Below are 19,172 nucleotides of genomic sequence, written 5' to 3'. Positions count from 1 at the left end.
GACTTATTACAGATTCGACATATGTTATAACAATCCCTATGAAAACAAAAGAAACCTGCTCCTAGAGCAGATTTCTTCTTACTGTGCTGGTTTATTTTCAAACTTCGCCTGGGCAAAGTTAATTACTTTTCCATTTGGATCATTATTTTCATATTGGATTGCTGTTACGGTATGAATACCTGGTTGTAATGTCTTTTCTTTTAATGCAACTATCGTTTGTGTTAGTTCGATTACTTGATGCGTTTCTTCAAATTGTTTATCAACATATACAAACACTTCTTTATCCTGTTGGAAATTTGCAAGTTCGATTTCTACTTGTTGAATAATCGTATCTTTTTTGATAAATACTACAGGCACACTCCCATTTTCTGATGTACCATCTGGCGTAGTAACTTTCACTGTTCCTTCACCAACTGAAGTTATTCCTTCTGGGAATGGATATTTGCTTTTTTGCTGTGCATTAACAGTTTGTTCTTGCCGCGTTTCTTCCTTTACTTTCTTTTCTTTTGTTACTCCGCAACCTACTAACAACATAACAGATAATCCAGTGATTATGAATTTTTTCAAAATCCATTCCCCCTGTATCTTAATGTTAATTTATTATATAAAAATAATTTTAGAATATATGCATCTATTTGAAACACTTTCATAAACAAAGCACGTTACTTTACACAACTTACTGTACCATACTTATCCCTCTATTATCATCATTATTTGCCCAAGAAATTTTTAGTAAATCTTTTTCAGTATTCTTTACAGCCTCTTAATTATATATTTCCTTCATTTCTACATGAAAAATAATCTTAGTCCTTACAACTAAGATTATTTCAACGTTTATCTCTATTAATAGAAGCCTTACTTTATTTAATAAATTTTGTAATTTCTGCTACTTCTTTTCGAGCTAACTTTTTCGGCTGATCCTTTGGATGCCCTAACGAAATAACCATATTAATTTGTTTATCAGATTCAATTTGTAAATAGCTTCTTAGCTCATCCTGTGCTAATAACACCGGTCCTGTCATTGGACATGTACCAAGACCGCGAGCATGGGCCGCGAGCATCAAATTTTGTGCAGCTAAACAACTGCTTTTAATCCCTTCTTCTTCCCAAATAGACTCTGGAACAAAATCAATCGGATCAAAAATCTTTTCACGAAACTTAGACTGATATGGCGTTGCTAAACAAATGATTAAAACAGGCGCATCTGAAAAAGCTGTTGCGTATGGTCCAAAAGAACGAGTCAATAACTTCGCTGCTTTTTCTTCTCCTTTTTCTGTAGCCTCTTCTGCTCGTTTATGTAATGCATTCCATGTCATTTCTTCTATGTCTTTGATTTTGTCACGATTCATAATAACGACAAATTCCCACGTTTGTGAATTTGTATCACTCGGTGCATATCTCGCACAATCAATAATTTCTTCGATATCTTCCACAGAAACGTCTTGCTCTGTAAATTTACGAACGCTACGGCGCCCATGAATAATCTCTTTGAATGCTTGATAATCCATATAATTCAAAATCCCCTTTTATAACGTTTTCAAAATCCCTACCTGTCTGATTATATCATATAACCAAAAAAAGCTGGACTTGTTCCAGCTTTTTAAGTTTTTATTTTATCCCGCTATTCGCAGGCAGTAAAAGCCCGATTAGGCGGACTTTCTATCAGTGGAGGATGAAACCTCCCACTGATGGAAGTTTCACTTTATGTTAGCAGTATAAACACTTTCTTTATACGCAGCCTGCAACTTTTTTATAACTCGTTGTTCTTCCGTTTGGTACCAATCTTTCCCAATTTGCGTTACTGGTACAATTTCAATAGGCGTAGCTGTAAAAAAACACTCCTCCGCTTCATATACTTCTTGAAGGGAAAATTGGCGTTCTTCTACAGGAATATTCAACTGCTTTGCTAAGGAAATTACGTGATGACGTGTAATTCCATACAAAATAAATTGATTCGCAGGGTGTGTAATAAGGGTTCCATTTTTTACGATAAAGAAATTAGAATGACACCCTTCTGTTACAATGCCATTACGAACTAAAATTGCTTCATAATAGCCTTCTTTTGCAATTTTATTTTTAATCATGATATTAGGAAGTAGATTAAGAGATTTAATATGACAACGATGCCAGCGTATATCTTCAGCTGCTGTCGCTTTAATTCCATTTTCTATAAGAGAAGTTGGCCTCGGAAATGGTACGATATTTGCATAATATGTAGGTTGGAGATTTAATTCGAACAAGTGATTTCTAGGTTGTACACCTCTCGAAATTTGAATATATACATTCCCATCTTCTTTAAATTGATTCTTTTCAATCAATTGTTGCAATTGAGAAATAAGTTCTTCTTTTGAAAATGGTGGTTCTAATTCAATTTCCTCCATAGATCGGAAGAAACGATCTAAATGGAGATCTAATAAATGAGGCTTCCCATCATATAAACGAAATACTTCATATACTCCATCCCCAAACTGTAGCCCTCTCTCTTCTAATGAAATCATTGGTTCTTTCTCTTTCGTATTCACAATGCTTCCATTAAATAAAATCCAATCTTTATGAACACTTTTCATAATCTCTCGCCTCCTCTTCATATATACTTCCATTGTACAACTTGAATTATTTAAAAAGAAAGAATTTTCACTCTTTTATACAACAAAAAACTTCTCTACATTTATTGTTATTCTTAAGAAAATCATAAAATTAATTTGTAAAAGATAAAATTACAGTAACGTAAATTACTCCTCCCTTAAATGCTAACACAATCTACAAAAGGACTTGCTCATAACATATATATATACATAAAATATTAGACGCGAACCGTTTAAGGTATCTAATTCTCACAGTTTTTTATCTCCTAAAAAGGGGGGATTAGTTTGGGGTTTCTCGAAGGATATAATAGTTTCAGCGGGGCATTTTCGCCTTTAATTGTACGTTCTATTCATTCTTATAGTCAGAATTGGAAGCAGCGATTTCACAGGAAACAGCGCCAAAAGCTACGAATGAATAAAAGAAGACGTTATTATCTCAAGCAATTATCATAACGGAAAGCCTCTTTGTACATTGAAAAAGTATAGTTTTCTACTCACAAAAATTAGGGATCCCTGTAAAATACATGGAACCCTAGTTTTTTAGTATACATCCCATTTTAAAGATTTGTTGGAGGATTCGGATTCTCTTTTGCGGGCAATCCCATAATATTCACAATTCCGCGTGTATAGGCTTGACATATATCTTCAATAAATTGTTGATTCTTTAGTAAATTTGCATCAAGCGTTGTGTCAATAAATGCTGTTTCTGTTAAGAGAGCGTCCATCGTTGTTTCTCTTAATACTGCATAATTTGCCGTTTTAGCACCGCGGTCACGCAAACCATACTGAGTTAAAACAGAACTTACTGCTTCATGCATTTTTGCTTGTTTTTCTGCCGCAGAACTACCGCTTGGGAGACCATTATAAATATAGTCTTCATAGCCTGTCCCACCACCGTCATTAATATGAAATGAAATGAAGAAATCAGCATTATATGAATTAGCGATATTTGCCCGTTGTGATAATGCTAGGTATACATCGCTATCACGTGTCATTTCAATGTCCACATAATAGTTCGCTAGTAAAATATCACGAACACGCTGTGCAACTTGTAACGTAAGATTTTTTTCTACTAAGCCATTTCCAACAGCACCGGAATCATATCCATCATGTCCTGCATCAATGACAAGTTTCATCAGTCATTCCCTTTCTTTCCCTTGATTAAAACGCATATTATTGTGCTTGTCTTATTTTATTCATAAAATTGATAGAATGTGACAATGATAAAGTGAAACTTCCATCAGTGGGGCTTTTCTTCATCCCCCACCTATCTTCTCAACCTTGAGGTGAAGATTTTACTGCCCGCAAATAACGTGATAAATAAAAACCGCCTTATGAAAGACGGTTTCCATCATCTCGTTTCAACCAATTTAAAATAAAAATATAAGTTTGATAGTGGATATATCTCATACAAAATAGACAGAATAGAATTCCCATACCAATACCGCTATACAGTAAACCTAATTTTAAAAAAATTGCAATTGGTGGTGGGAAAAAAGTGATTTTTTGCAAAGTATATAACGCAAGAAACAATATTGAAAACAAAGGGAAATATCGCCACTCATATGGTGTACGCTTCTTATTCAATATATTTTTCACAAGTAATTGAAATAACTCTGCAAATAAAAAACAGCTTAAAACTATAATAAGCGCTAGTGTCATTCCCATACACTTCCCACCTTATTTTATAATGTACTGATAAAATAACACATCTTGCCACTCATTAAACTTATAGCCAACCTCTCGAAAACATCCTACATATGTAAATCCCATCTGTTCATGCAACTTCACACTTATGTCATTCCCCTTTGTAATCCCCGCAATAATAGTGTGATGCCCTGCTTCTTCAGCCAATTGAAGTATGCGACCTAGCAATTTCTTCGCAATACCTTTCCCACGCGCTTGCTTTCCCACATAAACTGAAATTTCTACCGTCTGCTTATATGCCTCTTTTTCCCGAAATGGTGATAAAGAGCAATACCCAAGTACGATACCATCTTCTTCAGCAACGATGACTGGGTACATTTCATTATGTGCATCAAACCACACATTCATTTCTGTTAATGATTTCTCTTGCAAATCAAATGTAGCGGTTGTATGTACAATTGCGTCATTATATATATGTAAAATAGCTCTTACATCTTCTCTATATGCGCTGCGAATTTCCATTTCTTCTTCTCCCCCATTACAATTGCTTTATATAAACATGATTATTTTGTTGAAAGCCAAATTGTTCAAAAAACGCTATCACTCTTTCATTCTTATCTATAAGTGTGATTTCAATCTCTTTCACGTGATCTCTTTTGACAATTTCTTCAAACGTGTAATAAGCATTTGTTCCATACCCGTATCCTTCATAATCATGATGAATGAGAAGATACGATAAAATGGCTTTACTTTGTTGCACAGTATAATCAATAATCCCTACGTATGTATCGTCTGCTTTTATACAATACGCTACATCTTGAGCTGGTAGATCATGAGAAGAAAACATTTCTTCTATTACTAAACCTGTTTCATTGATAACTTTTTCAAACGTTAACATAACTATTTCACCTTCATTCTTATTATTATTGTATCAAGTAGGACAAGTATTTATGAAAAAAACCTTAAGATAACAATGTTATCTTAAGGTTTTCTATTTATACTAAGCTATAAGCACGCTTTGTTTCTTCATGGAACACATTTGTATCATATTTATGCTCAACAAAAATTTGATGCCATACCATAAATGCAAGTACTGTCCAAATTTTACGGCTGTAATCGCCTTTATCTGCACAATGCGCTTCTAATAAGTTTAATACGTACTGCTTGTCGATTAAATGCTCTGTTTTGCTTTCTTTAATAATGTTTACAGCCCAATCATGCATTTCATCTTTTAACCAGTGACGAATTGGTACTGGGAAGCCTAGTTTCTTACGATCTAATACGTGATCTGGTACAATACCGCGTACAGCTTCACGTAAAATTGCTTTTGTTGTACCGTTTGCAATCTTTAATTCTGTTGGAATTTTAGATGCAACATCAAATACTTCTTTATCTAAAAATGGTACACGAAGTTCTAATGAATGCGCCATTGTCATTTTATCAGCTTTTAATAAAATGTCACCGCGCAGCCATGTGAACATGTCAATGTATTGCATTTTGCTTACATCATCGTAATTCTTAATGTCATCATACAATGGCTTCGTAATATCCATGTAATTCACACTCTCATTGTAGTGCTTCATAAGCGCTGCTTTCTCTTCTTCACGGAAAATTTTCGCATTTCCATAGTAACGCTCTTCAATTGGTGTACATCCGCGCTCTAAGAAGCTCTTTCCTTTGAATCCTTCTTTTAACGCACCACTTAACGCTTTTAGCACACGCTTTCCTGGACTAGGAATGTAAGAGAACATTTTTAAAGAGTTTGGCTCACGATAAATGTTATATCCACCAAACAGCTCGTCTGATCCTTCACCAGAAAGAACAACCGTCACATGCTTACGCGCTTCTTTCGCAACGAAATACAACGGTACAGCTGCTGGGTCCGCTAACGGATCATCCATATGCCACATAATTTTCGGGAATTCATCCATGAATTCTTGCGGTGTTACGAATACGCTATAATTTTTCACACCTAATTTTTCTGCTGTCTCTTTCGCTACGTCAACCTCACTAAAACCGCGACGATCAAAGCCTACAGAGAAAGTTAACAGATTTGGATTCATTTCTTTCGCAATAGACGCGATAATCGATGAATCAATACCACCAGATAAAAATGAACCTACTGGTACATCACTACGCATATGCATTTTTACAGAATCGTATAATACGTCGCGAATTGCTTGAATATGCTCTTCTTTCGTTGCATCAGATGCATTGAAATATGGTTGCCAATAACGGCGAATTTCCATCTCTTTACCAAGCTCTTTTACAAAGTAATGACCCGGCTCAATTTTGTTAATATCCACTGTTAATGTTTCAGGCTCCGGAGCATATTGATACGTAAAGTAATGTTGTAGAGAAGCTGGATTTACTCCTTTATCTTCCATCACATGTAAGATACTTTTCTTTTCAGATGCAAAGAACGTTGTATCTCCGTGCTGTGCAACGTAAAGTGGCTTAATACCGAAATGATCACGCGCACCGAAAAGTTTTTTCTCTTCGCGATCCCAAATCATAAATGCAAACATACCACGAAGGTAATCTACACATTTTTCTTTCATATGAGCATACAATGCAATGATTACTTCTGTATCAGATTGCGTCGCAAATGTTGCACCTTTTTCAAGAAGCATTTCACGAAGCTCTACATAGTTATAAATTTCACCATTAAAAATAATTACATAACGATCATTTTCATAGGTTAACGGCTGATGTCCTGCCTCTAAGTCAATAATACTTAAACGGCGGAAGCCAAATTGTACATGTTCATCACGGAAGTATCCTTCATCGTCTGGACCACGGTGAAAGATAATCGTATTCATATTTTCAAATTGATGTTTTTCTTCTGCTGAAAACTCTCTAGGGTTTTCACATAAACATCCTACAAAACCACACATACTTTCTTACCCTCTTTCGGTTTTCATTCTTTTTCTATACTACTAACCCTATTTATACTAGCATAATCATAACAATATGGCGACAAAAAGTACAAAAAAACCGCTCCTATTCTTATCTTATCCTTCATCAACTTTCAATTTCTTACACAACTGAAAAAAAACACACTCACATTTAGGCATTTTGGTCATATGATATTTCAGATTTATCTTTAGGAGGAGAAATTATGAGTGATGAACAAAAACCTTCACGTCCGCCATTTCGAAGTTATTTAAAGCAAATTGATGACTTTTTCGAACAAACTCCGCTTCGTGATGTTATTGCAGATATGAATCACTTTTTCCAAAAAGGAAATCGTTTATTAACATTCCCTGTTGATTTATTTGAAGTAGGAGAAGACCTTGTTATAAAAGCTGAACTTCCTGGTGTTCAAAAACAACAAATTCAAATTGAAATACAGGGTGAATACTTAAAAATTTCCGTAAAAGAAGATGTTTTAGGAGAAGAAATAAAAGAATCACATAATTATTATCGCCGCGAACGCGCAGTGTCAGAAGCTTCCCGCATGATTAAACTACCGTATACGATTAATAAAAAACAAGCGAAAGCTTCTTATCAAGATGGCATTTTAGAAATTCGTGCTCCAAAACTTCCGCAGCAACATGATATTTTATCGATTGAATAAAAAAGGATGCCCATTCGCATCCTTTTTTACTGTGTTAAACGCTTAATATCACGTAGTATATCATCATACGGTGTATTCGTAATACCACTATATTTCTTCAGGACTTTCCCGTTTTGATCTACTAAATAAAATGATGTCCCATGAACAACTTGATCTGTATTTTCAGGTTTGTCAACAAGCATTTGGAAATTTTTCTTTGCAAACTTTTCAATGTCATCTTGCGTATACCCAGTTAACAAATTCCAGTTCTTCGTATCATCTGTGAACTTTTGTGCGAACGCTTTTAAATTTTCGGGCTTATCTACCTCCGGATCAACACTGAACGATACAAACTGAACATCTAGTTTTTGTTCTTTTGCTAACTTTTGTAATTTCGCCATATTAGCCGTCAGTGGCGGGCATACCGTTTGACAGTGTGTAAATACGAAATCCGCTACCCACACTTTTCCTTTTAAATCTTTCGTGCCAAACTTTTCACCATTTTGATTTATGTATTGAAAACTTTCAACATCCCAATTTAATGGATTTCGAAGTTTTGATCCTGAACTGCATCCAGCTAAGACTAGTAAGCAAAGAGCAGTAAGAATACCAATCCATTTTTGATATTTCTTCATTCTAGAACACCCTTCTCTCTTTCAAAATATAACATTTCTTCTATCCTATGCTAACGAACAGTAAGAGTCTGATTTGTAAGATATTCCTATCAACACAAGGACAATCCTACTAATGAAAATTTCACTTTATTGTAACAAAGATAAACACTACAAGAGAAGTGTTTACTTCACTTGTTCACTAAATCGTACTAATTTTTCAATAGCTTCTTCTTTATTGAATGTGCTAAACCATCTATAATCTTCGTCATCTAAAATACGATAATGTTGACTGACAATATTTTGCTGTAAGCAAAAAGGACCCTTTTTCTCAATTTCCTTCCACCATACATGTCCACCCATCGTTTTTTCTTTTTTATATTCAATATGATGATGAGAAATTGTTTGGACAACTTCAAGAGCAGATCCCCCAAACGCAGTTTGTAACACTTCGCTATCTTGAAACAACGCACATACCGCAACAACAGTCGTCCACGAAGGTGAATTGCGTTCTTTTTCAATTTGAACTAGCGTCTTTTTGGAAAGACCTAAAATCTCTGCCATTTCTTCTTGTGTATAATTATGTTCTGTTCGAATCAGCTTCATTCTTTTCGCGATTTTCAATACCACTTGATCTTTATTCATATGAACACCTCTTCTTGCTTTGTAAAGATTACCTCGTTGTAATTTTACACTTTTTTAATAATTAGTCAATTTCATTGACTTCTTTCCTTAACAACACTTCAATACAATAGTACTAATAGATTTCATGTGAGGTGATGTTCATGTGTGAAAAGCGTTATGAGAACATGGATAATATTAGTACAAAAAAACCAATAAGAGAATTTTTACGGTGGAGAAAAGAACGCAACCAAAAGAAGAAAGACTTTTCTTTCGTTATAGAACAATCGCCTGTAAAACAAGCTGCATTTTTACGTGCAAATAAATATAAAACAACCGTTACATGGATTGGCCACTCGACATTCCTTATTCAAACAAATGGACTCAATATTTTAACTGATCCTGTATGGTCTAAAAAAGTTAAAATTGTACCACGACTTACAGATCCTGGACTGATTCTTGAAGAACTACCGCCCATTGATGTGGTACTTATTTCTCACGGTCACTACGATCACCTTGATTTTCCAACGCTTCGTCAACTAAAATCGGATGTACTATATTTAGTGCCAAGCGGTTTAAAAAAGTTATTTTTACGAAAGAAATTTTTCCATGTTGAAGAATATAACTGGTGGGAACATACAGTAATTGATAATGTACATTTGCACTTTGTTCCAGCTCAACATTGGACGAGAAGATCATTATTTGATATGAACTCCTCTCATTGGGGAGGATGGATCATTGACAATAAAACAACCGAAGAAACGATTTATTTTTGCGGTGATAGCGGATATTTTCGGGGGTTTAAAGAAATCGGAGAACGTTTTACTATTGATATTGCCCTCATGCCAATTGGAGCCTATGAACCCGAATGGTTTATGAAAATATCACATATTTCTCCAGAAGAAGCAGTGCAAGCGTTTTTAGATATAAAAGCAAAACATTTTATCCCCATGCATTACGGTACATTTTCGCTCGCAGATGAAACGCCAAAGGAGGCAATTACAAGACTTCGTAACAATTGGAATTTACGAATGCTCCCTTGGGAACAATTGCACGTTTTATTTCTTGGGCAAACATATATTGCTACTTCGCCTTCCGTACAAGAAGAAAAAGTAAACAAAGAAAATACGCATGTATAGTACATTTACAAAATCAGTACATGATTATGCGTGTTTGTATCGTGCACATTATTTTTTGTACTACACAAAAAAGCTACTTGAATATAATCAAGTAGCTCTTTTCTATTCTGCGAAATAAGAGAATCCAATCGCCCCAACACCTGTATGTGTACTAATAACAGGTGTTGTAAAGAAAATTTCTGATTGTGTAAATCCACTAATCTTTTCAACTGCCTCTTTCATCTTCTGCGCTAACGGTAATGCTTTTGCATGTGGAATTGCAACTGCTTTTACTGTTTTACCAGCTATATCTTCTTCAAATATTTTCGCTAATGTTTTTACGACTTGTCCTTGACTACGTACCTTAGTAATCGGATTGAGGACCCCGTCTTCAACACTAGCAATCGGCTTAATATTTAATAAAGATCCAATCATTGCTTTTCCTTTACCAATACGACCGCCTTTTACAAGATTTTCTAACGTATCAACGACAACGAATAGACGCGTGTTTTTTCTAACTTCTTCAACACGTTTTAAAATATCTTCTAAAGAACGTCCTTCTTGCGCCATTTTCGCTGCCTCAATTACTTGATATCCTAAAGCATGAGTAATCAATAAAGAATCTACTACCGTTACTTTTGTATCTGTCATTGTTGCCGCACTGCTTGCTGTCGCAACTGATCCACTTAGGCCATGTGTTAAGTGAATCGAAAGAACTTGGCTGCCGTCCTCGCCTAAACGATCATACAATTCTACAAATGAGCCAACTGCTGGCTGAGATGTTTTTGGCAATTCTTCCGATTTTTCCATTTCATCAATAAACTCATCAGGTTGTAAATCTACACGATCTAAATAAGTTTCTCCGTTCACAGAAATTGATAATGGGATAACATGAATATCATATTTCTCAATCACATCTTGTGATAAATCTGCCGTTGAGTCTGTAACAATTTTAATTTTTTGCATATTTTACTTCTTCCCTTTCCACTACGCTCTCCCTGTTATTATACTAGTATTCCCACTGCTTTCAACAGTTTGAGGTGATTTTCCGACAAAATCCTCGCTTTTCGAAGCAAAAAATGTAAGGCAGAGCACTTTTGCTCTGCCTTACATTTTTTCTATGCATTTTTTTCTAACGTATTTGTTTCATATACATTTGAATAATCATTCCATTTTAAACAACTTCGCAAATATTCTCGAAATGAGTACGAAAATCTTGGTTGTTTTTGTTTTTGAATTTTGGAGATAAAGAGCTGAAGACGCGACTGAATTTGAAACGCTAATGGGTGCTGTGTTTGTAGCACAGGAATTTCGACCACCTTTACGCATTTTCCTGTTGGATGAGTAAAATAAAAACTCTTCATAATCACGATATCAATCCTCTTTTTTTTTGGATTTATAATGTTAGTATAAACCGACAAAGACAAAAAGTTTGTCTAAATTTTGGAGAAGCAATAATTTTTTTCTTCTTTATATTGTATACGCTTACATGAATAGTATAACAAATAAATAAAAAAAGTGCCTGTTATAAAGGGGCACTTTTCGATCCAAAATCATTTTCACGACTTTGTTTACGCTTATACACAATTTTCGACAGAATGATACTAATTTCATATATACATATAAGAGGTACCGCTACTAAACTATGAGATAAAAAATCAGGTGGCGATATACATGATGCTATAATAATTAACATAACATATGCATATCTCCTTATACGTTGCAGCAAGGATGGCGTTAACAAGCCTATACTTGTTAAGAACATAACAACAATAGGTAATTCAAATATAACTGCAAATGGTACCGTTAAATTTAATACAAAATAAAAATATTTCTCAGTTGTAAACATCGTATTAAACATCTCATTTCCAAGCTGCGTTAAAAAGTGAAATAAAAACGGCATCACAATAAAATATCCGAAACATAGGCCTGCAATAAATAATATAAATAACACAGGAATGTACATTAAAGTCATTTTTTGTTCCTTCGGATGCAAACCCGGCTTTACAAATAACCATAATTGAACTGCAGCTATTGGTATTGTACAAACAATTGCACAGAGCGAAGCAATGGAAAAGAAAATCCATAACACATCACTTGGACCTAAAACTGTCAATTTCATTGTTAAATCTTTCACCAGAAAAAAATAAATATCTTTTGCGTATACAAATCCTATAATTAAGAAAAAAACAAATGATAGGACGGTAATAATTAAACGCTTTCGCAATTCACTAATATGCTCTATAACACTCATTTCTCGATCATCCATTTTTTTCACCACTCTTTTTCATCAGATAAAAAAGATGCAAGAGAGATTCCCGCCTTACATCTTTTCTAAATTATACAATATATTATTTACGTTCTTTATCTTGAAAAGCATCATCTGTTAATTCTTTTGTTGATTTCTTAAATTCTTTTAAAGTTTCTCCTAAAGCTCGTCCAATTTCAGGTAATTTTTTGGGACCAAATAAAATAAGTACGGCTACTAAAATTAAAATTAAGCCTGGAAAACCAATATTTGAAAACATATTTCCATCCCCCTTATAAGTAGATTGAATGGTTCTACTATCCCTTAATTTCATTTTGTCAAAAAAGTTTGTAAACGTCAATGTATCCGCTGTCTTTTGTCAAAAAAATTTGAAAATATAATTTTTATACAATTTTCATTTCCTATTCCTTTTGTATATGATATGGTGAAAGAAACTATACTCCTCATTTTACTATGTGAGAAAGGAGTCGAAACATGGCTCAAAAGATGACTCGAATGACTCAGTTTGTTAAAGAAGAAATCGCAAATGCAATTACACATGGCATCGGTGCCATTTTAAGTATTCCTGCGTTAATTATTTTAATTATTCACGCATCAAAGCACGGAACTGCATCAGCAATTGTTGGATTTACTGTATATGGTGTGAGCATGTTTTTACTATATTTATGTTCAACGCTATTACATAGCATTCATCATCCAAAGGTAGAGAAGTTATTGACTATCTTAGATCATTCTGCCATTTATTTATTAATTGCCGGCACATATACACCATTTTTACTCGTTACACTGCGCGGGCCACTGGGCTGGACATTACTCGCAATCATTTGGACATTAGCAATTGCCGGAATCGTCTTTAAAATCTTTTTTGTACGTCGTTTTATTAAACTATCGACTTTGTTTTACGTCATTATGGGCTGGCTCATCATTGTTGCTATTCAGCCGTTATATGAAAACTTAACAGGGCATGGCTTTTCCTTATTATTAATCGGTGGAATTTTATACTCTGTCGGCGCCATCTTCTTTTTATGGGAAAAGCTCCCATTCAATCATGCAATTTGGCACGTATTTGTATTAGGTGGAAGTGCGATGATGTTCTTCTGTGTTTTATTTTATGTATTACCTGTAGCGTAAAAAAGTCTCAGCTTTATAGCTGAGACTTTTTTACTTATTTAGCTGACCCGCAATAATATCTTGCGTATATTTCGTTAATTCTTTAATATCCATATTTTGATATTGTTCTGCTGTAATTGGTTTCGAAATTGTGACTGTTGCATGCGCCGGTTTCATTCGATTACCGTTTGCTTCAAACATTTTATAAGTCCCGTCCACTGTTACTGGTAAAATCGCTACACCTGATTTGACAGCAAGATGGAAACTACCAGCTTTAAATTCTCCCATTCCAGCACCCTTACTACGAGTTCCTTCTGGAAAAATAATGATAGAATGTCCTTGCTTCAACAGCTCAATTCCATCTTTAATAGCTTGTAAAGATTGACGGCGATCCTTGCGATCCATAAATACACAGTTCATCAATTCCATCCATGTAGATACAAGTGGAAACTTTTTAATTTCTACTTTCGAAACAAATCCAATTGGCTTATTTAAATAGCCCATTAAAACAGGAATATCCATATCACTTTGATGATTACTTACTACTAGCACTGGCTTATCCTGTGGTACATTTTCAAGTCCATTCACTTGTACTGTTGATCCAGCTACATGAATCATCTTCTTACCAAACCAATTTGTTGTTTTAAACACCAGACGATCTTTTTCTTGCGGCGATAGTGTATGTAACTTTCGTTTTATACGCCACATTCTTGGCGTAATACCAATTACTATTAAAATTAAGTAAAAAATCTTAAAAACCGTTTGAATCATATAGAACCCCCACATATTGTAATTCCGTACTTCATTATACTAGACAAACGAAGGAAAAAGAAGAAAAAATGTCCAAACGACAAGCGTTTGGACATTTTTTATAATATGATAGATTAGAATTGTTTTGCTAATTCACGTGCTTTTTCAATTGCTTGTTCCTTAATTTCAGGTGCCTGTGCAGGATTTGCACTCATACCTTCTACTGCAATATATTCTACTTCCGTTACACCCATGAAATTTAACATCGCTTTTAAGTGGTTACCGCCAAAATCCATTGCTGCATATGGTCCTTCAGAGTAAACGCCGCCTGTTGCTTGGATATGAAGCGCTTTTTTGCCTTCTAATAAACCAACTGGACCATTTTCAGTATATTTAAATGTTTTACCTGCAATTGATAAATTATCTAAGTATGCTTTTACAACTGGTGGATAGCTCAAGTTCCACATTGGTGTTACAAATACGTATTTATCTGCATGCATAAATGTTTCTAAGTTCCCACTCATTGCTGCAACTTTTTGTTGTTGGCTTTCACTTAATGTTTCAAAGCCTTCTCCTGCCCCAAGTTTCCCCCAAGCAGCAAGCACTTCACCATCAATTGCGGGTACGTTTGTATGGAATAAATCAATTGTTACAACGTCATCTTGTGGATTCGCTTGTTTGTAAGCATCAATAAATGCTTCTCCTACTGCCATGCCAAATGATACTTCTGCTGGATTTGGATTTGCTGTAATAAATAGTACTTTTGTCATATTGATTTCTCTCCCTTTTTTCTCTTCGTTAATATCTTCAATTCGAGATTTTATTATTGAAAAGTAAACAACTTACCTTACATAAGTAATAATATATAATTAACGTTTATCTGTCAATAAAAATAGTAACTTTTTTTTCGTAAGTAAATAACTACATTGCGCAAAACTTTCATCGGTGAAAGAAATCCATAACCAAGTTACGGAAAGTTATCAACAATTAGAGGCATATCGGCAGTTATTTCCCTCTCTTCTTTGGTTTCTCATCATCTTCAAGTAGAAATATCAAAAAAAATAAGCTATCTCACTTTTGAATGAGATAGCTTATTGTCCATCACTTTTGAAACACACGTTTGACTTTCTCAGCTGGAATACTACTTCCACCTCTACCTTTTACATCTTCAATCATCATTGCCACAACCATATTTGGAGAATTTGCATCAAATGCAACAAACCACCCTAACTCTTTACCATCCGCTTCTTTTGATTCTTTTAATTCCGCTGTTCCTGTTTTTCCAGCAAGCGTAATACCATCTAATTTTGCAATCTTACCTGTTCCTTCTGGATCATTCACAACTTTTATTAAAGCGTCTTTCAAAATAGCACCGTTCTCTTTTGATACCACATTTTCTTTCCATGCCTTTACCTGCTTTTCATCTTTTAAAAGGTGTGGAGATGGAATATTTCCCTCATTTACAATTGGCGCATAAGATAATGCAACGTGAAGAGATGACATTAAAACTTCCCCTTGACCATACCCTGTATCAGCAAGTTGAATATCATTTTTTATACCATCTTTTGCAATTTGCGAAGTTGCAAATCCATATTCAATCGGTAACTTTTCACCAAATCCAAATTTCTTCGCTTCTTCTATAAACTTATCTTTACCAATTTTTAATGCTTCCTGCGCAAAATAAATGTTATCAGAATACATCATTGCTTTTTCAAAATCAACTGGATTGACATCTTTGACACGCGTTACATAATAGTTACCCCAAGAAGAATCTTTTGCCCATTTTACACCATCAATTTTAATAGATTCTTTTGGATTTAGTACTTTTGTTTCTAAACCAATTGCGCCTGTAATTGACTTAAAGACGGAGCCAGGTGCGTATACTTGGGTAAACCGATTTGTCATCGGCTTTTTCGGATCATTATTCCAAGCATCTCGCTCTGCTTTTGCTGACTCTCTTATCATAGCGTTTGGATTGTATGATGGACTACTTACAAGCGCTAATGTTTCTCCTGTTTGTGGATGCACTGCTGCACTTGAACCCGCTTCGCCCTTCATTTCTGCATAAATTTTTTGTTGCAAGTTCCCATCAATCGTAAGTGTAATATTTTCGCCATCTTTCGCTTCTTTTTTAGAAAGTTCTTTCAATTCTTTTCCTTTTGCATCGGCAATATAAACACGTCCGCCTTTTTCACCGCGGAGTTTATCTTCAAAAACACTTTCTAGACCTGTTCTTCCAATAGGATCATCGGCTTTATATCCTTTCCCTTCCATTTTCTTTAAATCCTCTGCATTCACTTTCCCCATATAACCAGTTAAATGTGCCGCAGCTTCTCCTAAAGGATATGTCCGAACATTCACTGTACGCGTCGCTACACCGGGCATAGATATGTAATCATTTTCATTTGCACCCTCAGGCAAAATAGAAAGCGGAACATAGTAGCCTGGTTGTACCCATTTCGCTGTTAATCTCTTTTCGATATCTTCAACCGACATATTTAATAATTTTGCTAATGTTTCTTTAGTTTGCTGAGCTGATTCACCTAATTTCCCAGGCACAACTCCAACTTCTGAAGCTTTCCCATTCGTTGCTAATCCACTTCCGTTCCTGTCATAAATTTCACCGCGCTTTGGCGAAAATGATTGAACAAGTACTTTATCATCTTGTTTCATAGTTGGAAAAATAAATGATGGATTCCAATCAACCTTCCAGACGTCCTTATCTCCATCCTTTTCTTTCACAAATTTTGCATCATTTTCAAACGTAATCTTCCCGCCGATTGTATCCATGCTTACTTTAAAAGGTACATTCGCATTATTTTTCTCATCTTTTTTGTCTTCTTTTTTCGTTACTGCTTCTACTTTTAAATTTTCAACCGCAATTCCTGTATAAACATTTTCATATTTCTTTACAAAATCTTCTTTTGTAATCGACTGCTTTGCCTCTTTCGATAACTGTTCATACATTTTATCAAACTTTTGTTCATTCCATGCTTTTGCATATGTATCCATCGCTTGCTCTGGCTTCTCTTCTTTCCCGCAGCCTACTATGAATAGCATTGAAAAAATAAAAAGTATTCCCCATAGTTTTTTCACTTCTTCTCCTCCTTTACGCCTCGATGTTATTATAATATAAAACTCCAATTTTACAAAAATATCCCAATATAAAGAGCGATGCAATATGCACCGCTCTTTATATTATTCCTTCTATAAATCTTATTTTCTTCTTTTAATAAGATTGTGAACAAACAGAAGAAGTTATATCATTATTTCGTTTAGAAAAGATACGATTCACTATTTACCTAAAGATAAAAAAGCTTAGTATATGTCACATACCAAGCTTTTTTATCTTTATTTTCGTTTACCATACACATGATAAGCATATGTATATGGATTTTTCTCATCTGTCACGCCTTGTTCTACAGATATTTCTTCCCACTCATCATAATTGATTTCCGGGAAGAATGTGTCGCCTTCAAATACTTCTTCAATTTTCGTAATGTACAAGCGATCCGCAAACGGAAGAACTTCTTTAAAAATCTCTGCACCGCCAATCACAAAAATTTCTTCATTCAGTTGCTCGTCCATTTTCTGCACATCATCAATAGAATGGATGACTTCACAGCCTTCCATTTCATAATTTTTGTTACGAGTTAAAATAATATTTGTTCTCCCAGGTAAAGGTCTTCCAATAGATTCAAATGTTTTTCTTCCCATAATCATTGGATGTCCCATTGTTACTTTTTTAAAATATGCCAAATCTGCCGGAAGATGCCAAGGCAATTGGTTGTCTTTACCGATTAGACGATTTTTATCCATTGCTACAAGTAATGAAATCATATATATCCCCCTATCTTCGTTTACACAGCTACCGGTGCTTTAATTGCTGGATGCGGATCGTATCCTTCTAACACAAGATCATTCATTTCAAAATCAAAGATAGATTTCACATCTGGATTTAGCTTTAACGTTGGGAACGGACGCGGTTCACGTGCTAATTGTTTTTCCACTTGTTCAAAATGGTTTGTGTAAATATGTGCATCACCAATTGTATGAACAAACTCACCCACTTCTAAACCACACTCATGCGCAATTAAATGTGTTAATAACGAATAACTAGCTATATTAAACGGAATACCGAGGAAAATATCACCGCTGCGTTGATATAGCTGACAAGATAATTTCCCATCTGCCACATAAAATTGGAATAATGTATGACAAGGTGGCAGTGCCATACTTGGTACATCTTCCGGATTCCATGCGGATACAATTAAACGGCGGGAATCTGGGTTTTTCTTAATCATATCAATTACGTCTTGCAATTGATCAAGCGTTTCTCCAGCAGTCGTTTTCCAAGCACGCCACTGTTTCCCATACACATCTCCTAAATTACCGTAACGCTTCGCAAATTCGTCATCTTCTAACACTTTTGTTTTAAACAATTCCATTTGTTCTTCATATTGCTTATTAAATTCTTCATCTTGCTGAGAACGCAGTCCAAAGTCTGTCATATCTGGCCCTGTATACGTATCGCTCTCTATCCAATTTTTAAACGCCCATTCGTTCCAAATATTATTATTATGCTGCAACAAATAACGAATGTTTGTGTCACCTTTCATAAACCAAAGAAGTTCGCTCGCTACTAAACGAAACGGCACACGTTTTGTCGTAAGTAACGGAAAACCTTGACTTAAATCAAAGCGCATTTGATACCCAAATACAGATACTGTTCCTGTACCAGTGCGATCTTCTTTTCTCGTACCGTTTTCCATAACGTGACGGCACATATTTAAATATTCATACTCTGCGTGTTTCATCAAGTAACCTTCTTTCACAATTGCTTTATGTAACATTATTTTTTCCTATATGGAGTTTATCATATATGCATTTGAATTTCACACA

Annotated in this window: 21 protein-coding genes and 1 pseudogene; 3 read left to right on the top strand and 19 right to left on the bottom strand. The window is 34.8% G+C overall.

Annotated features, from left to right (window positions below):
- Nucleotides 1-78: 78 nt before the first annotated feature.
- The 8 genes and pseudogenes from WAX78_RS00985 to asnB all read right to left on the bottom strand — a co-directional run bounded on the left by WAX78_RS00985 (nt 79) and on the right by asnB (nt 7,129).
- On the bottom strand, nt 79-567 hold the full coding sequence (locus tag WAX78_RS00985) for a hypothetical protein (RefSeq protein WP_336480455.1): 489 nt from the start codon (nt 565-567) through the stop codon (nt 79-81).
- Between the two features lie 293 nt (nt 568-860).
- On the bottom strand, nt 861-1,508 hold the full coding sequence (locus WAX78_RS00980) for a nitroreductase family protein (RefSeq protein WP_336480454.1): 648 nt from the start codon (nt 1,506-1,508) through the stop codon (nt 861-863).
- 189 nt (nt 1,509-1,697) lie between these two features.
- Complete coding sequence (gene dat, locus WAX78_RS00975) at nt 1,698-2,567, bottom strand: D-amino-acid transaminase (protein ID WP_336480453.1); 870 nt, start codon at nt 2,565-2,567, stop codon at nt 1,698-1,700.
- 587 nt (nt 2,568-3,154) lie between these two features.
- A pseudogene (locus WAX78_RS00970) lies at nt 3,155-3,721 on the bottom strand (N-acetylmuramoyl-L-alanine amidase); the annotation flags it as partial.
- A gap of 196 nt (nt 3,722-3,917) precedes the next feature.
- Nucleotides 3,918-4,247: a hypothetical protein gene (locus WAX78_RS00965; RefSeq protein WP_336481325.1), complete on the bottom strand. Its 330-nt coding sequence runs from the start codon at nt 4,245-4,247 to the stop codon at nt 3,918-3,920.
- An 18-nt stretch (nt 4,248-4,265) separates the two neighbouring features.
- Nucleotides 4,266-4,754 carry a GNAT family N-acetyltransferase gene (locus WAX78_RS00960; RefSeq protein ID WP_336480452.1) on the bottom strand — a complete coding sequence of 163 codons (489 nt, stop codon included), beginning with the start codon at nt 4,752-4,754 and terminating at the stop codon, nt 4,266-4,268.
- A gap of 16 nt (nt 4,755-4,770) precedes the next feature.
- Nucleotides 4,771-5,130, bottom strand: coding sequence for a GNAT family N-acetyltransferase (locus tag WAX78_RS00955; protein WP_336480451.1), 360 nt, complete (start codon nt 5,128-5,130; stop codon nt 4,771-4,773).
- Between the two features lie 97 nt (nt 5,131-5,227).
- Nucleotides 5,228-7,129: an asparagine synthase (glutamine-hydrolyzing) gene (gene asnB, locus WAX78_RS00950; RefSeq protein WP_336480450.1), complete on the bottom strand. Its 1,902-nt coding sequence runs from the start codon at nt 7,127-7,129 to the stop codon at nt 5,228-5,230.
- Between the two features lie 224 nt (nt 7,130-7,353).
- Between asnB and WAX78_RS00945 the strand changes: the two genes are divergently transcribed.
- The gene (locus WAX78_RS00945; RefSeq protein WP_336480449.1) at nt 7,354-7,812 is read left to right on the top strand and encodes an Hsp20/alpha crystallin family protein; all 459 of its coding nucleotides are present in this window, start codon (nt 7,354-7,356) and stop codon (nt 7,810-7,812) included.
- Nucleotides 7,813-7,838: 26 nt separating this feature from the next.
- Here the strand turns inward: WAX78_RS00945 and WAX78_RS00940 are convergent, their stop codons facing one another.
- Nucleotides 7,839-8,426, bottom strand: coding sequence for an SCO family protein (locus WAX78_RS00940; RefSeq protein ID WP_336480448.1), 588 nt, complete (start codon nt 8,424-8,426; stop codon nt 7,839-7,841).
- A gap of 162 nt (nt 8,427-8,588) precedes the next feature.
- A complete protein-coding gene (locus WAX78_RS00935) occupies nt 8,589-9,047 on the bottom strand; it encodes a helix-turn-helix transcriptional regulator (protein ID WP_336480447.1) in 459 nt (152 codons plus the stop codon).
- 134 nt (nt 9,048-9,181) lie between these two features.
- Here WAX78_RS00935 and WAX78_RS00930 point away from each other — a divergent pair, with 134 nt between their 5' ends.
- On the top strand, nt 9,182-10,162 hold the full coding sequence (locus tag WAX78_RS00930; protein ID WP_336480446.1) for an MBL fold metallo-hydrolase: 981 nt from the start codon (nt 9,182-9,184) through the stop codon (nt 10,160-10,162).
- 102 nt (nt 10,163-10,264) lie between these two features.
- Here WAX78_RS00930 and WAX78_RS00925 read toward each other — a convergent pair whose 3' ends face one another.
- The 4 genes from WAX78_RS00925 to WAX78_RS00910 form a co-directional block, all read right to left on the bottom strand.
- On the bottom strand, nt 10,265-11,107 hold the full coding sequence (locus tag WAX78_RS00925; RefSeq protein WP_336480445.1) for a DegV family protein: 843 nt from the start codon (nt 11,105-11,107) through the stop codon (nt 10,265-10,267).
- Between the two features lie 152 nt (nt 11,108-11,259).
- Nucleotides 11,260-11,511 carry a DUF2535 family protein gene (locus WAX78_RS00920; protein WP_141524979.1) on the bottom strand — a complete coding sequence of 84 codons (252 nt, stop codon included), beginning with the start codon at nt 11,509-11,511 and terminating at the stop codon, nt 11,260-11,262.
- A gap of 155 nt (nt 11,512-11,666) precedes the next feature.
- Nucleotides 11,667-12,410, bottom strand: coding sequence for a twin-arginine translocase subunit TatC (gene tatC, locus WAX78_RS00915; protein WP_336481324.1), 744 nt, complete (start codon nt 12,408-12,410; stop codon nt 11,667-11,669).
- A gap of 82 nt (nt 12,411-12,492) precedes the next feature.
- Complete coding sequence (locus WAX78_RS00910) at nt 12,493-12,669, bottom strand: twin-arginine translocase TatA/TatE family subunit (protein ID WP_098307191.1); 177 nt, start codon at nt 12,667-12,669, stop codon at nt 12,493-12,495.
- Between the two features lie 215 nt (nt 12,670-12,884).
- Here WAX78_RS00910 and trhA point away from each other — a divergent pair, with 215 nt between their 5' ends.
- A complete protein-coding gene (gene trhA, locus WAX78_RS00905) occupies nt 12,885-13,541 on the top strand; it encodes a PAQR family membrane homeostasis protein TrhA (RefSeq protein WP_336480444.1) in 657 nt (218 codons plus the stop codon).
- A gap of 30 nt (nt 13,542-13,571) precedes the next feature.
- On the opposite strand, the gene WAX78_RS00900 is transcribed toward trhA, so the two are convergent.
- From WAX78_RS00900 to WAX78_RS00880, 5 genes are all read right to left on the bottom strand, one after another.
- Entirely contained in the window at nt 13,572-14,291 is a 720-nt protein-coding gene (locus tag WAX78_RS00900; RefSeq protein WP_336480443.1) for a lysophospholipid acyltransferase family protein, read from the bottom strand.
- Nucleotides 14,292-14,404: 113 nt separating this feature from the next.
- Entirely contained in the window at nt 14,405-15,040 is a 636-nt protein-coding gene (locus WAX78_RS00895; RefSeq protein WP_336480442.1) for an FMN-dependent NADH-azoreductase, read from the bottom strand.
- Between the two features lie 331 nt (nt 15,041-15,371).
- Entirely contained in the window at nt 15,372-17,366 is a 1,995-nt protein-coding gene (locus WAX78_RS00890; protein ID WP_336480441.1) for a penicillin-binding transpeptidase domain-containing protein, read from the bottom strand.
- Between the two features lie 255 nt (nt 17,367-17,621).
- Complete coding sequence (locus WAX78_RS00885; protein ID WP_336480440.1) at nt 17,622-18,110, bottom strand: dihydrofolate reductase; 489 nt, start codon at nt 18,108-18,110, stop codon at nt 17,622-17,624.
- A gap of 20 nt (nt 18,111-18,130) precedes the next feature.
- Nucleotides 18,131-19,087: a thymidylate synthase gene (locus WAX78_RS00880; RefSeq protein ID WP_336480439.1), complete on the bottom strand. Its 957-nt coding sequence runs from the start codon at nt 19,085-19,087 to the stop codon at nt 18,131-18,133.
- Nucleotides 19,088-19,172 lie beyond the last annotated feature (85 nt).

It is taken from the genome of Bacillus yunxiaonensis (assembly GCF_037104695.1).
Taxonomy (GTDB): Bacteria; Bacillota; Bacilli; order Bacillales; family Bacillaceae_G; genus Bacillus_A; species Bacillus_A yunxiaonensis.
Note: the sequence above shows the minus strand (reverse complement) of the source record. Positions and strands in the feature narration are given on the sequence as shown.